12 protein-coding genes are annotated in these 15,301 nt (G+C 59.7%); 8 read left to right on the top strand and 4 right to left on the bottom strand.

The window, feature by feature from the left end; all coding sequences use genetic code 11:
• Positions 1-161: 161 nt before the first annotated feature.
• Entirely contained in the window at positions 162-1,949 is a 1,788-nt protein-coding gene (locus AC3IUA_RS10145; protein WP_489360522.1) for an ABC transporter transmembrane domain-containing protein, read from the bottom strand.
• A gap of 258 nt (positions 1,950-2,207) precedes the next feature.
• On the opposite strand from AC3IUA_RS10145, the gene AC3IUA_RS10140 reads away from it, so the two are divergent.
• Entirely contained in the window at positions 2,208-2,387 is a 180-nt protein-coding gene (locus tag AC3IUA_RS10140) for a PA1571 family protein (protein WP_489360520.1), read from the top strand.
• A gap of 207 nt (positions 2,388-2,594) precedes the next feature.
• Here the strand turns inward: AC3IUA_RS10140 and pdxB are convergent, their stop codons facing one another.
• The gene (gene pdxB, locus AC3IUA_RS10135) at positions 2,595-3,737 is read right to left on the bottom strand and encodes a 4-phosphoerythronate dehydrogenase PdxB (protein ID WP_489360518.1); all 1,143 of its coding nucleotides are present in this window, start codon (positions 3,735-3,737) and stop codon (positions 2,595-2,597) included.
• Positions 3,738-4,133: 396 nt separating this feature from the next.
• On the opposite strand from pdxB, the gene AC3IUA_RS10130 reads away from it, so the two are divergent.
• Positions 4,134-5,543, top strand: coding sequence for an MATE family efflux transporter (locus tag AC3IUA_RS10130; RefSeq protein ID WP_489360516.1), 1,410 nt, complete (start codon positions 4,134-4,136; stop codon positions 5,541-5,543).
• Here the strand turns inward: AC3IUA_RS10130 and tusA are convergent.
• Both tusA and rlmM read right to left on the bottom strand, forming a co-directional pair.
• Entirely contained in the window at positions 5,540-5,791 is a 252-nt protein-coding gene (gene tusA, locus AC3IUA_RS10125) for a sulfurtransferase TusA (RefSeq protein ID WP_489360514.1), read from the bottom strand. The two genes, AC3IUA_RS10130 and tusA, sit on opposite strands and share 4 nt — an antisense overlap.
• A 271-nt stretch (positions 5,792-6,062) precedes the next feature.
• Entirely contained in the window at positions 6,063-7,136 is a 1,074-nt protein-coding gene (rlmM, locus tag AC3IUA_RS10120; RefSeq protein ID WP_489360512.1) for a 23S rRNA (cytidine(2498)-2'-O)-methyltransferase RlmM, read from the bottom strand.
• Positions 7,137-7,353: 217 nt separating this feature from the next.
• Between rlmM and acnA the strand changes: the two genes are divergently transcribed.
• From acnA to AC3IUA_RS10090, 6 genes are all read left to right on the top strand, one after another.
• A complete protein-coding gene (acnA, locus tag AC3IUA_RS10115) occupies positions 7,354-10,095 on the top strand; it encodes an aconitate hydratase AcnA (RefSeq protein WP_489360510.1) in 2,742 nt (913 codons plus the stop codon).
• 373 nt (positions 10,096-10,468) lie between these two features.
• Positions 10,469-11,260 (top strand): CPBP family glutamic-type intramembrane protease, encoded by a 792-nt coding sequence (locus tag AC3IUA_RS10110; RefSeq protein WP_489360508.1) that lies wholly within the window; start codon positions 10,469-10,471, stop codon positions 11,258-11,260.
• A 291-nt stretch (positions 11,261-11,551) separates the two neighbouring features.
• On the top strand, positions 11,552-12,346 hold the full coding sequence (locus AC3IUA_RS10105; protein WP_489360506.1) for an ABC transporter permease: 795 nt from the start codon (positions 11,552-11,554) through the stop codon (positions 12,344-12,346).
• A 13-nt stretch (positions 12,347-12,359) separates the two neighbouring features.
• Positions 12,360-13,013: an ABC transporter ATP-binding protein gene (locus AC3IUA_RS10100; protein ID WP_489360504.1), complete on the top strand. Its 654-nt coding sequence runs from the start codon at positions 12,360-12,362 to the stop codon at positions 13,011-13,013.
• Between the two features lie 47 nt (positions 13,014-13,060).
• A complete protein-coding gene (locus tag AC3IUA_RS10095; RefSeq protein WP_489360502.1) occupies positions 13,061-14,167 on the top strand; it encodes a KpsE/RkpR family capsule polysaccharide export protein in 1,107 nt (368 codons plus the stop codon).
• A gap of 40 nt (positions 14,168-14,207) precedes the next feature.
• Positions 14,208-15,284: a polysaccharide biosynthesis/export family protein gene (locus tag AC3IUA_RS10090; protein WP_489362299.1), complete on the top strand. Its 1,077-nt coding sequence runs from the start codon at positions 14,208-14,210 to the stop codon at positions 15,282-15,284.
• Positions 15,285-15,301 lie beyond the last annotated feature (17 nt).

Below are 15,301 nucleotides of genomic sequence, written 5' to 3'. Positions count from 1 at the left end.
GCGGATAACCATGAGATTGCGGGTGTACGCGGTCGAGCGGATTGCACGCACCCTCGACGTTGCAGGTGCACACGGTCGGCGTAGGAGCTGCCGCCAGGCTGCGATCTTTTCGGCGGACACCACCACCGCCAGGATCAAAAGATCGCAGCCTGCGGCAGCTCCTACGATGGGGGGCTGTCGGGCAAATCACTGTCATTGAATTGCAACGCCGCCAACCGTGCGTACAACGCATTGCTGGCGATCAATTGCTGATGGGTGCCGATCGCCACCAGTTTTCCCTGGTCCATCACCGCGATCCGGTCGGCGTTTTTCACGGTGGCCAGGCGGTGGGCGATGACCAGGGTGGTGCGGTTTTTCATCAGACTGGGTAGCGCTTGCTGGATCAGGTGTTCGCTCTGGGCGTCGAGGGCGCTGGTGGCTTCGTCCAGCAGCAGGATCGGTGCATCGACCAGCAGCGCCCGGGCGATCGCCAGGCGTTGGCGCTGGCCGCCGGAGAGACCGAGGCCGGCGTCGCCGAGGTGGGTCTGGTAGCCGTGGGGCATCTGCAGGATAAAGTCGTGGGCGTGGGCAATCCGTGCGGCCTCTTCGATCTGGGCCAAGGTCGCCAATGGATTGCCGTAGCGAATGTTCTCTTCAATGCTGCCAAAAAACAGCGCCGGACTTTGCGAGACCAAGGCAAAGCAGCGACGCAGGTCGAGTGGGTCGAGGTGGGTCAAGGGACGCCCATCGAGCAGTATCCGGCCTTGCTGCGGATCGTAAAAACGCAGCAACAGGTCAAAGATGGTCGACTTGCCCGCTCCGGAAGGCCCGACCAGCGCCAGGGTTTCGCCGGCCTTGATGGTCAGGCTCAGACCATCAATGGCATAGCTTTGCGGCCGCGACGGATAGGAAAAACGCAGATCCTCCAACTGCAGATTGCCTTCGACCCGCGCGGGTAACGTGATCACGCCGGTGGCTGGCGCCTGGATGATGTTGTCCGAGCGCAACAATTCGGCAATCCGCTCGGCTGCACCGGCCGCTCGCTGCAATTCACCGATCACCTCGCTCAAGGTGCCGAAAGCGCTGCCGACGATCAGGCTGTAAAAAACGAACGCAGCCAGCTCGCCGGCGCTGATCCGCCCGGCGATCACGTCCATGCCGCCAACCCAGAGCATCACCCCGACAGCCCCCAGCACCAGCACGATCACCAGGGTAATCAGCCAGGCGCGCTGGAGGATGCGGCGGCGGGCGGTGACAAAGGCCTCTTCCACGGTCACGGCAAAGCGCTGCTCATCCTGCGGCTGATGGTTGTAAGCCTGCACGGTCTTGATCTGGCCGAGGGTTTCCGACACATAGCTGCCAACATCGGCGATGCGGTCCTGGCTCAAGCGCGACAAGCTGCGCACCCGTCGACCGAAAATCAGGATCGGCGCCAATACCAGCGGCAAGGCAACTACCACAATACTGGTCAACTTGGGGTTGGTGATAAACAGCAGCACGATACCGCCGATAACCATTAAGGCGTTACGCAAAAACAGCGACAGCGACGAGCCGATCACCGATTGCAGTAGTGTGGTATCGGCGGTCAACCGCGACTGGATTTCCGAACTGCGGTTGTTCTCGTAGAACCCCGGGTGCAAGTAGATCAAATGGTTGAACACCTGCCGACGGATATCCGCCACGCAGCGCTCGCCGATCCATGACACCAGATAAAAACGCACAAAGGTGCCCACCGCCAACCCCACGACCAGCATCAGAAACAGGCCGATGGACTGATTGAGCAGTTGCGGCGACTGGGTCATGAACCCCTGGTCCACCAGCAGCCGGATCCCCTGCCCCATCGACAAAGTGATCCCGGCCGTGACAATCAATGCCAGCAAAGCACCGAGGGCATGCCAGCGATACGGCGCGACAAAATGAGTGGCCACGCGAAATGCACGGCGTTGAGTGGCAGAGAGCATGAAAACCATCCAAAAGCACAGCCAGAAGGGATAAGCGCAGCCAAGCCTACACCCGCTCATCGGCATGAACTCTGTAAATCATAATGAATGAGGTTAAATATGACCGCTCAACTGGAGCCTAGATGTTTTTGGTCTAAAGTCTGACTGGAAGTAAATGGATATTTCTGGTGGACTTGTAATGCCGCTTTGCTGCCCTGTAGGGAGTTGTCACAGTGTGGTCACTTAGCGGTTTTATAGTAAGAGCACAACCTGATGAGGAGACAGGCCATGTCCTTGCACCACAGTAGCGATGACAAGATAGAAGTGATCCGCACCCAGCCAGACCAGTCTCTGGGTTGCGCCATAATTGACGCTCAAGGGCGCGAAGTACCGATCACTGAAGGCATGATCCAGGACGCTTGCCGCGAACTGGAAAAGCGATTGGTCAAACCTGCGAAGCAAGACTGATAGATAGCCTCAACTCTTCCTGGACCCGGTTTTAATGCCGGGTTTTTATTGCCGACCCATCGATCGAGATTCCCCGTAGCAGCTGGCGCAGCCTGCGTTCGGCCGCGCAGCGGTCGTAAACCCTTTGCACAGGGTTCGTCTGAAAGACCGCAGTGCCTGATTTTACGACTGCTGCGGCCGAACGCAGGCTGCGCCAGCTGCTACGGGTCAGATCGCCATAGCCCCAAGCGCCGCCACCATCTGCTGCAATGCTTGCGATTCGCCCTTGATCCTTACGCTCAATCCATCAATCTCCCGCCGCTGCGGATAATGCTTGCGCAAGGCGTCGAACGCGCTGCGCTGCTCTTGCACAGTGCCCACCAGGCTGCGACGGAAGTCCGCATCATCACGGCGCGGGTCGTAGACGCCGCGGCACAACATGGCCAATGCCCAGGCCGGATCGCTGTCGGCATTCAGGCTGACTTCCGCCAGCCAGGGTGCAGGCAACAGGTCATCGAGGCTGACCTGAGGCAGCCGGCCCTGGAAGGTGCAAAACGCCTGATAGATCTGCGCCGTGCCGCGCTGTTTGCCATCGAGGCTGTAACCGGCGATATGGGGAGTGGCGATCACGCACAGCTCCGCCAGCGCCACATCGACCTGGGGCTCGGCCTCCCAGACATCCAGCACCGCTTGCAGGTCTTCGCGCTGCAACAGCACTTCGCGCAGCGCGGCGTTATCCACCACCGGGCCACGGCTGGCGTTGAGCAGCCAGGTGCCGGGCTTGAGCTGGTTCAGACGGGTTTTATCGAACAAGTGCCAGGTCGGTTGGTCGCCGGTTTTACTCAGCGGAGTGTGCAGACTGATAACGTCGCACTGCTCGATGATCTGCTCCAGGCTGACATAGCCCTCGCCTTCCACCGCCTGGCGTGGCGGGTCACAGACCAGCACGTTCCAGCCCAGGGCTCGCAGCACCTTGATCAGCCGCCCGCCCACTTCACCGGCTCCAACCACGCCATAGGTGCGCCGAGTGAGGTCGGCGCCTTCGATTTCTGCCAGGGTCAGGAGACTGCCAAGCACGTAATCAACCACCCCGCGGGCATTACACCCGGGAGCGCTCGACCAGCTGATGCCAGCCTGGTCAAAATAATCGAGATCCAGGTGATCGGTACCAATGGTGCAGGTGCCGACAAACCGCACCTTGCTGCCTTCGAGCAGCTCGCGGTCGACATTTGTCACCGAGCGCACCAGCAGCACATCGGCGTCCTCGATGGCGGCACGGTCGATGGAGCGGCCGGGGAGACGGCGGATCTCGCCGAAACCGGCAAAGAAGGCATCGAGCAGCGGGATATTTTCGTCGGCAACAATCAACATGGCAGGCTCCTTTCGCGGAGCCGCAGTATAAGCGTACATAACGTCACCCGCGTACACCTGCAATATCGCGGGAGTCTGCAATCCCCCGCGTCGGCTGCATGCACCTACGATGTTGTGGGTGATTGCCATCCCCTGCAGGAGCTGCCGCAGGCTGCGATCTTTTGATCCTGGCATCCGGCCGGGCAACGCATTGTCCGCCAAAAGATCGCAGGCTTCGCCAGCTCCTACGCCGACCGAGTACAGGGGGGGTGTGTAGAACCGATCAATCCCGGGGGGTACAGGGATCGGTGCCAAGGCTGGCCACTTACAAATCCCCAACACAGGAATTTTCCTGACTGTTGCGTCAAGGCGTAGAATGCGCCGCCTCGCGCATCAATACCCCTGGACGCTTCGCCTGTGAATTCCGTGACCGACACCCCCGCCGCTACTGCCCTGAACCGCCCTGCCCGGGTTCGCCTCGAGCTGCGCAACCTGCTCAGCCTGGCCCTGCCGATCATGATCGCGCAGCTGGCGACCACCGCCATGGGCTTTGTCGATGCGGTGATGGCCGGGCGGGTCGGGCCGCGGGATCTGGCGGCGGTGGCGCTGGGCAACTCGATCTGGGTGCCGGTGTTCCTGTTGATGACCGGCACCCTGCTGGCCACCACCCCTAAAGTCGCGCAACGCTTCGGCGCCGGCACTCACGGCGAGATCGGCCCGATTGTCCGCCAGGCGTTGTGGCTGGCCCTGGTGGTCGGCTTGCTGGCGACGCTGATCCTGTTCAATGCCGAGCCGATCCTGCAAGTGATGAAGGTCGATCCCGAACTGATCGGCCCCTGCATGGAGTACCTGCGCGGGATCGCCAGCGGCTTGCCGGCCGTTGCGCTGTACCATGTGCTGCGCTGCTTCAGCGACGGCCTGGGTCGCACCCGTCCGAGCATGGTCCTGGGCCTGTGCGGGCTGGCGCTGAATATTCCGTTGAACTACATCTTCATCTATGGCCACTTCGGCGTGCCGGCCATGGGCGGGGTCGGCTGCGGCTGGGCCACGGCGATCGTGATGTGGGTGATGATGCTCGGCATGGCCGGCTGGACCCGCTGGGCGCCGGCCTATCAATCGAGTCAGCTGTTCAGCCGTTTCGATCTGCCGCAATGGGCAGTGATCAAACGCCTGCTGGGCATCGGCCTGCCGATCGGCATCGCGGTGTTCGCCGAGTCGAGCATTTTTGCGGTGATCGCCCTGTTGATCGGCAGCCTTGGCGCCACCGTGGTCGCCGGGCACCAGATCGCCCTGAACTTCAGTTCGCTGGTGTTCATGATCCCCTACTCCCTGGGGATGGCCGTGACCGTGCGAGTCGGCCAGGCACTGGGCCGTGAACAACCGCGCGAAGCACGCTTTGCCGCGGGCGTCGGGATGGGCACGGCGCTGGCGTATGCCTGTATCTCGGCGAGCACGATGCTGTTGCTGCGCGAGCACATCGCGACCATCTACACCGCCGACCCAATGGTGATTCAGGTGGCATCGATGCTGATCATCTACTCGGCGCTGTTCCAGTTTTCGGATGCGATCCAGGTGACCGCGGCCGGTGCCTTGCGCGGCTATCAGGACACCCGGGTGACGATGATCCTGACGCTGTTCGCCTACTGGGGGATTGGCTTGCCGGTGGGTTACGCCCTCGGCCTGACCGACTGGCTCGGTACGCCCAGCGGCCCGAGCGGGTTGTGGCAGGGGTTGATCGTCGGCTTGAGTTGCGCGGCGCTGATGCTGTCGATCCGCCTGACGCGCAGCGCACGCAAGCGAATCCGCATCAGCCGCGCGGCGGGTTAAACCAGCTTCTTGCGAATCCAGTAGAGGTAGGTGCCTGCCTCTTCCTGCTGCCCGACCAGTTCATGGTCGAGAAACACGCAGAACTTCGGGATATCGCGACGGGTCGAGGGGTCGGTGGCGATCACCTTGAGCAAGCCGCCGGGCACCAGATCACGAATGTGCTGGTGCAGCATCATCACCGGCTCCGGGCAATTGAGGCCAGTGGCGTCGAGGGTGCCGTCTACCGGCGTATCAAGCATTTCACTCATGATTCACTCCTGAAACTGACCGGCATTGTCGCGCAAAGCGGGGTGTTTGGTCACCCGCCAGTCAGCAGATACCGGCAGGACATTGACATGCCTCAAGCTATTCAGCGAAGGCTGCACCGCCAGGATCGCAGCCTGCGGCAGCTCCTACAGGGAGATGGCAGCCACCCACCACATCAGCCGGCGTGGGGTTTGCAGGCACCCTCGACATTTCGGGTGTACAACGGTCGGCGTAGGAGCTGCCGAAGGCTGCGATCTTTTGGGGCAACTGACCTCAATGAGACTTCGGCCTCTTCACATCCAGCCGACGCAAATGGCAGGTCACTTCTTCGCGGTCGTGGTACAGCTGCTTGCAGCCGATCTCGACCCGAATACCACGCTCCTTGAAGCCCTCTTCAATGCGTTCAAGCAAACGCTTCACTTCGGCATAACGCTGCTTCATCGGCAGCTTCAGGTTGACCACTGCTTCACGGCAATGCCCCTCGCCGATCCAGGTCTCCAGCAGCGCAGCATTGCGCGCGGGCTTCTCGACGATGTCGCAGACCATCCAGTCCACCGGCTGCTTGGGCTTGAAGGTAAAGCCGTCAGCCATCAGATGCTGGACCAGCCCGGTGTCCATCAAACTCTCGGCCATCGGGCCGTTGTCGATGGCGGTCACCAGCATGCCGCGATTGACCAGCTGCCAGGTCCAGCCGCCAGGTGCCGCACCAAGGTCGACCCCGGTCATGTCGCTGTGCAGGCGCTCGTCCCACTGATCGCGCGGGATAAAGTGGTGCCAGGCCTCTTCCAGCTTCAAGGTCGAACGGCTTGGCGCCTCCCGAGGGAACTTCAGGCGCGGAATGCCCATCGGCCACATCGCCGAGTTGTTGCTTTCCGCCAGCCCGAGAAACACTTCACGACCGCTTTTAAACGTCAGCAGCAGCCGAGGCTTGCTGGCGTCTTCCACCAACTTGCCGGCACCGGTCAGCGCCTTGCGCAGCGGGCCTTCGAATTTTTTGCAGAAATTCGACAGCTCTTTACCGTCATTGGTATCCACCACCTCCAGCCACAGGCTGCCGCAGGTCGGAAACGCCGCCATCTGCGCGAGGATCACACTGATGCGATCGGTTTCCGGCAAGTCGATAAACATCCCGCGGGCCCATTGCCGCGGGAAGATCAGCCCGGCGAAACGCTGGCCGCGCATCAGCCGCTCGGCACCGTCGTCTTCGGTGCAGACGAACTCGGCGCAGGCGCTGTTGGTCTTGGCCTTGGCATAACCGGCGACATTCAGCCGCGCCGCGTGTTCGGAGATCTCGGAGCAGACTTCGCCTTCGAAGCCCGGCCGGCAATGCATAAAGAGGGTGTTCATTAATACTCCTGGGCAGTTGGCGAGAAATTCAGCCACTGCGTGCCCAAACTTGCCCTGAAGCAAAGCCTGTCACGAAAACCGGCGCATGATAGCCGAGTTCTTCACCCTGGACCTGCCCATAGCGTCCGGTTATTAGCCACAAGCACCAAACAGAGCTAGGTTTAATGCTCTGCCGTCCCGTAGCTCCGTAGCCGTGTGGACATAAAGGAGTCATTCAATGCCGTCCCTCGATAGCCTGAAAACCCTTAAAACGTTAGAAGTCGACGACAAGACCTATCACTACTTCAGTCTCCCGGAGGCCGCCAAGTCCCTCGGCGACCTCGACCAGCTGCCGATGTCGTTGAAAGTCCTGCTGGAAAACCTGCTGCGCTGGGAGGACAAAAAAACCGTCACCGGCGCCGACCTCAGGGCCATCGCCGGCTGGCTCAAGGAGCGTCGCTCCGACCGGGAAATCCAGTACCGCCCGGCGCGGGTGCTGATGCAAGACTTCACCGGCGTGCCCGCCGTGGTCGACCTGGCCGCCATGCGCGCCGCCATGGCCAAGGCCGGTGGCAATCCACAGCGGATCAACCCGCTGTCGCCGGTGGACCTGGTGATCGACCACTCGGTCATGGTCGACAAGTTCGCCAGTTCCAGCGCCTTCGAACAGAACGTCGACATCGAAATGCAGCGCAACGGCGAACGTTATGCGTTCCTGCGCTGGGGCCAGAACGCCTTCGACAACTTCAGCGTGGTGCCACCGGGCACCGGCATCTGCCACCAGGTCAACCTCGAGTACCTCGGCCGCACGGTCTGGACCAAGGACGAGGACGGCCGCACCTACGCCTTCCCCGACACCCTGGTCGGCACCGACTCCCACACCACCATGATCAACGGCCTCGGCGTGCTCGGCTGGGGCGTCGGCGGCATCGAGGCGGAAGCGGCGATGCTCGGCCAACCGGTGTCGATGCTGATCCCGGAAGTGATCGGCTTCAAGCTCACCGGCAAGCTCAAGGAAGGCATCACCGCCACCGACCTGGTGCTGACCGTGACCCAGATGCTGCGCAAGAAAGGCGTGGTCGGCAAATTCGTCGAGTTCTACGGCGACGGCCTCGCCGACCTGCCGCTGGCCGACCGCGCGACCATCGCCAACATGGCCCCGGAATACGGCGCCACCTGCGGCTTCTTCCCGGTGGACGAAATAACCCTGGAGTACCTGCGCCTGTCCGGTCGGCCAACAGCAACCGTGAAACTGGTCGAGGCCTACAGCAAAGCCCAGGGCCTGTGGCGCCTGCCCGGCAAAGAGCCAGTCTTCACCGACAGCCTGGCGCTCGACATGACCAGCGTCGAGGCCAGCCTGGCCGGGCCGAAACGCCCGCAAGACCGAGTCTCGCTACCCAATGTCGCCCAGGCCTTTACCGACTTCCTCGGCCTGCAATTCAAACCCACCAGTAAAGAAGAAGGCCGCCTGGAAAGCGAAGGCGGTGGCGGTGTCGCGGTGGGCAGCGCGGAAATGGTCGGTGAAGTCGATTACCACTACGAAGGCCAGACCTATCGCCTGAAAAACGGCGCAGTGGTGATTGCCGCCATCACTTCCTGCACCAACACCTCCAACCCCAGCGTGATGATGGCGGCCGGGCTGCTGGCGAAAAAAGCCGTGGAGAAAGGCCTCAAGTGCAAACCCTGGGTCAAGACCTCCCTCGCCCCCGGCTCCAAAGTCGTCACCGACTACTACAAGGCCGCCGGCCTGACCCACTACCTCGATCAACTCGGGTTTGCCCTGGTCGGTTATGGCTGCACCACCTGCATCGGCAACTCCGGCCCCTTGGCGGAGCCGATCGAAAAAGCCATTCAACAGTCGGACCTGAGCGTCGCCTCGGTACTGTCCGGCAACCGCAATTTCGAGGGCCGGGTGCATCCGCTGGTGAAAACCAACTGGCTGGCTTCGCCGCCGCTGGTGGTCGCCTACGCCCTGGCCGGCACCGTGCGCACCGACATCAGCAGCGAACCCCTGGGCACCGATAACCAGGGCCAGCCGGTGTACCTGCGCGACATCTGGCCCAGCAGCCTGGAAGTCGCCGACGCAGTGGCCCAGGTCAGCACCAAAATGTTCCACAAGGAATACGCCGAAGTCTTTGCCGGCGACGAACAGTGGCAAGCGATCGAAGTCCCGCAAGCCGCGACCTACGTCTGGCAGCCAGACTCCACCTATATCCAGCATCCGCCATTCTTCGAAGACATCACCGGCCCCCTGCCGGTGATCACCGACATCAAGGGCGCAAGAATCCTCGCGCTGCTCGGCGACTCGGTGACCACCGACCACATCTCCCCGGCCGGCAACATCAAGGCCGACAGCCCGGCCGGCCACTACCTGCGGGAAAAAGGTGTGGAACCGCGGGACTTCAACTCCTACGGCTCACGCCGGGGCAACCATGAAGTGATGATGCGCGGCACCTTCGCCAACATCCGCATCCGCAACGAAATGCTCGGCGGCGAAGAAGGCGGCAACACCCTCTACATTCCCACCGGAGAAAAACTGCCGATCTACGACGCCGCCATGCGCTATCAAGCCAGCGGCACACCCCTGGTGGTGATCGCCGGCCAGGAATACGGCACCGGCTCCAGCCGCGACTGGGCAGCCAAAGGCACCAACCTGCTGGGCGTCAAAGCAGTCATCGCCGAAAGCTTCGAGCGAATCCACCGCTCCAACCTGGTCGGCATGGGCGTACTGCCGCTGCAATTCAAACTAGACCAGAACCGCAAGAGCCTGAACCTCACCGGCAAGGAAACCCTGGCCATTCAGGGTTTGACCGGCGTCGAGCTGACACCCAGGATGAACCTGACCCTGGTCATCACCCGCGAAAATGGCAGCAGCGAGAAAATCGAAGTGCTGTGCCGGATCGATACCTTGAATGAAGTGGAATACTTCAAGGCCGGCGGAATCCTGCACTACGTATTGCGGCAATTGATTGCTTCATAAAAACGTTACAACTAAAACACCGTCCTCCGGGACGGTGTTTTAGTTTCAGCGGGTAAATAAATCCCCTCCCGATATACTTGCGCCCCACTGCAATAACTATCCTGCAACAAAATTGAGCGCCCCCCACACCCCGATATCGCACACAATCCCACAGCAAACAAAAAATCCAATAATGTGGGAGCGAGCCTGCTCGCGATGAACGATAACGCGGTTCACCTGATAAACCTCGGCAGCCAAGCCCGCCCCCGACGCATCACAAGCAAACAAAGCATCACCCGCACCTCCCCACACCAAATCATCACAGCCTCCAAACACATATACGCTTAACAGACGGGCACCGAGGCAAGCCCTCTCCCCCAACAAGGATGACCCCATGCTCGCACTGCCCTGGCCGTACCTGACATTCCTCACTGCCGGTTATGTCCTCGCACTCACCTACGGACAACTGGGTGTCCAGGCGATCATCGCCATCACCCTGCTGCTGCTCGCAGGTTTGGCCGTCCTGCAACAAAAATACTGGTATGGCCGCTACCTCGGTCACACTGTGTTTGTGCTCCTGGCACTGGCCCTCGCCCTGCATTGGCTGCCGGGCTTCTACAACGCCCGGCTTATCGACACCGAACGCTTCACCGCGGACGCCGTGCCGTTCTCGATGTACCTCAATCTCGACAAACCGCTGATAGGCTTCTGGCTGCTACTGGTCTGCCCATGGATCATCGGCCGCCACTCGCTGCTTCACGCGCTATACGTCAGCGCCCTGGCCCTGAGCGTGACCGCCGCGGCGGCCCTCGGCGGTGCACTCCTGCTGGGAATCATCCAGTGGGCACCAAAATGGCCCGAGCAGACCCAACTCTGGATGCTGAACAACTTGCTACTGGTGACCCTGGTCGAAGAGGCGTTGTTTCGAGGCTATATACAGGGCGGCTTGAGCGATCGCTTCAAACACCTGCCCTACGGCGAACACCTCGCCCTGCTACTCGCCTCGCTGCTGTTCGGCCTGGCTCACCTGGGTGCCGGATGGCAATGGGTGGTCCTGGCAAGCATTGCCGGGGTCGGTTACGGCCTGGCGTACCGTTTTGGTGGGCTGGGAGCGGCCGTGGCCACGCACTTTGGGTTGAACCTGCTGCACTTCGGGTTGTTTACTTACCCGATGTTGGCGGGGTAATAACCCGCTAGATAAAACAAGTACCGTCCAGCACTCCGATCGATGGGAATGTAATAAAAATCACAACTCCAAAATGCTATCATTGAAGGGCTTTTGATAAGCTGACAGCCAAGCCTCAGAGTTATTCTTCGTCAAACTCCGTTAGGGAACTAAGTGGCTTGACTCTTGTCTGCCCCAACGTTTAACCTCCCGCCCCACGTACGGAAGCGATCTGTCCTACATCGACAGATAGTCCTCTGAAAATGAATTCAAGCAACGCGTTTATCGCGCCGTTGTGCTGTGCGGTAAATCATGCTAAAGCCTCGTTCCCCCCTTCAAATTAAGAAGTCAGTCATTTTTGCTCTGGTGCTGCGTGAAGCGCGCGCGCGCGTTGGCGATAGCCGTATGGGCGCGGTATGGATGTTACTCGAGCCTATCTGCCACCTGCTGATCTTCAGCGTGCTGTTCACCCTGATCCGCGGCAGAACAGTGGCCGGCATCGACTTCCCGGTATTCGTTCTAGTAGGCATGGCACCGTTCCTGCTGTTCCGCAATACCGCGCTGCGGCTGATGGACAGCCCGAAGGAAAACCGTGCGTTGTTTGCTTATAAACAGATCAAGCCGCTCGACACCTTCATCGCCCGAGTGCTGGTAGAGTCCTGCATCGCTGCCACTGTCTACGCCGTCATCGTGTTTGGCTTTGCCTGGTACGGCTTTGATATGTCGATCAAAGCCCCTATCGAATGGGTATCAACGATCATTCTTGGTCTGTTGTTCTCCTTCGGCCTGGGCATGCTGCTCGCGCTGATTGCCCATGCCATTCCCGGCAGCAAAGTCTTTATTCGGATGATGTTTTTCCCGTTGTATTTCATCTCGGGCGTACTCGTCCCGGCAGCCTACCTTCCGCATGCCATGCTGCCCCTGCTGTTGCTGAATCCATTCTTGCATCTGGTTGAATTGATCCGTGGGGAAATATTCCCGTACTACGTACCCGTAGATGGCGTATCAATTCAGTACGTGATCGTCTGCACTCTAGCTTTGCTGTTCGTCTCACTGGGTACCTACCGAGTTCGCCGACTGCATCTTATTTCCACCAAGAACGGCTAACTACAGGCTTCCCGTGTTCGAGCTCAGAAATATCACCAAGTCGTACTTGACCCCTAAAGGGCGCCGCTACGTTTTTCGTGACCTGTCGCTGAAAATCCCGGCAGGCAAAAATATCGGTCTGATCGGCCGCAACGGCGCAGGCAAGACCACTCTTATGAGCCTATTGGGCGGAGCGGACGTCCCTGACTCCGGCACCGTTGCCACCGACAAGAGCATCTCCTGGCCCGTGGGTTTGTCCGGGGGATTTCAGGGCAGCATGACCGGGCGCGAGAACATCAAGTTCGTCAGCCGCGTCTATGGCGCCGTCGGCGAAGCCATGCGCGAGAAGATCAGCTACGTGCAGGACTTCGCCGAAATCGGCGACTGGATCGACGAGCCGGTCAAGACCTATTCCTCGGGCATGCGCTCGCGCCTGGCCTTTGGCCTGAGCATGGCCTTCGACTTCGATTACTACCTGATCGACGAAGTCATGTCGGTGGGTGACGCGCACTTCAAACGCAAGTGTGCCGATGTCTTCGAACAAAGGCTGCAGAAATCCAAAGTCGTGCTGGTCTCCCACAACATGGGAGAAATTCAAAAGCTCTGCGATGTCGTGCTGCTGGTGCGCGATGGCGGGGTGCAGATTTATGACGATGTAGCGGAAGGCATCAAAGCCTACAACACCTGATCACCTGACCGTGGCGTGACAGTTTCATTTCAAGGATGCGTTTGCATATGAGTAGTACGGGTAAATTCAAGGGCTGGCGCCTGACAATCGGAATGGTCGTAATACCGCTGGCCCTGGCCATCGTCTATTACACCTTTTTTGCCGTGGACCGTTTTGTCAGCTCCGCGCAAGTGGTGGTCCGACAGGAAGGCAGCAATCCGGGCGCCCAACTGCCAGGCTTGAGCATGCTGCTGAGCGGCACTAACCCGGCCTCCCGGGAAGAAACCCTCTACCTGCGCGAATACATCATCTCCATGGACATGATGGAACTACTCGAACAACGCCTGCACTGGGTCGAGCAATACGCCCAGCAACGCGGCGATGTTTTCTTCTGGCTGAGCAAAGACACACCTAAAGAAGACCTGCTCAAGTACTACCAGCGCATGGTGTCCGCCCACTATGACGAGACCACTGGCCTGCTCAAGGTCGAAGTCGAGGCGTTTAGCCCGGAATTGTCCGAGCAGATGGTCAAGACCATTCTGGAAGCCAGCGAACACTTCGTTAACGAAGTGTCCCACAGCATCGCCCGTGAGCAGATGCGCTTTGCCCAAGGCGAACTGGAAGGCGCAAAAACCAACTACACCAAACGCAAGGAAGAGTTGTTGCGCTTCCAGAACGTGAACAAGGTACTGGATGGAGGAAGCTCGGCCCAGGGCCGCGCCACCATCATTGGCGCCTTGGAAAGTGAGTACTCCAAAGAGCAGGCCGTCGCCACCGAAATGCTCTACAAGCTTCGCGCGGACTCACCTCAAGTCAAGCAACAGAAGCAACGGGTGAGCGCCATTCGCGAACAACTGGCAGCCGAGAAGCGCTTGCTGGTTTCGGCACCTGATGGCGACCAACTCAACGTGGTCGCTTCACGCTTCCAGCAATTGACCCTGGATGGCGGCATCGCCGAAGAAACCTACAAGACCGCCGTCGCGGCACTCGACAACGCTCGCATAGAGGCCAGCAAGAAGATTCGTACCCTGGTCACCGTGGTCAGCCCCAACACTCCGGAAATTGCCATCTACCCACAGCGTTGGTACAACCTGGCGACCATCTTCCTGGCCCTCCTTATGCTTTACGGCATCACTCGCTTCCTAATTGCATCGATCGAGGATCATCGTGATTAAATCCATCTCTGGCCTGCCACTTCGCCCCCTGAACTTGAGCATGCGAAACAGTGCTGTCGCGGGTTTGTTGCTGGTGACCCTCACCCTTTCCGGCTGCAGCAATACATTGTCCGGTGCAGGCCCTTACAAGGGCGATATTGAAAGCAAGAACACTTCTTATGACTTGGTAGACATCAACGCAAGCACCATCGCCCCCTTTATGCGCCCAGCGCCTAAAGCAGCTGCGGCAAACATCACCAGCCCCCAGGCGCAGACTGTGCGACTGATGGGTGGCGACGTGATCAACGTGCTTATAACTGACAATGCGCCGGAAGGCTCAGGCCTGTTCGCTCCACTCTCCACCGGCGGTACTCAACTGAAGGTACGCGTCGACTCCCAAGGGATGATTTCTCTGCCCTACGTCGGCCACCAGTTCGTTGCGGGCATGACCCTGGTTCAGGTCGAAGACATGATTCGTCAAAAACTGAAAGGGGTAACCTCGGACGTACAGGCGCATGTTGATCTGGTCGGAGATCTCTCGGGTTCAGTGCTGGTCGCGGGAGCAGTGAAAGCACCGGGCCGCTTCTCTACCCTGCAAAGTCCGCTAACATTGCTTGATGCCATCAACCAGGCCGGCGGCCCGGTGATGGAACCGCATCTGGTCAACGTGACCGTGCGTAACGGTAGCCAGGTCACCACCCTCAACTATGAAGAGGTGCTGGCTGGCAACAACTTCGTTCTGAAACCCAATTCAGAAGTGATTCTGGACCGTTCACGCCAACGCTTCGTGGCAATGGGCGCCGTGGGTGAACCTGGCTTGCATGATCTACCTGCCCAAAACACCAACTTGTTGGACGCTCTGGGCTCCGTCGGTGGTTTGAAAGAGGCAAATGCGAACCCTAAAGGGGTTTTCGTATTTCGCATGAATGACGCCACCTCGTCACAACCAGCCAAACCAATCGTCATGCGTATCGATATGCGCGACCCTGCTGCGATTTTTTATGCTCGGCAAGTCATGCTCAAACCAGACGACACGATTTATGTGACAAATGCTGCGGTGTATGAATGGCAAAAAATCATCGGCCCAATTGTACAGACACTCGTACTTGGCCGAGCGGTGGGTGTAGGGCCTAACTAATCAGCAGACGTAACCGT

The organism is Pseudomonas sp. KH_050 (assembly GCF_057838875.1).
This window is presented reverse-complemented; position numbering and strand designations above follow the sequence as displayed.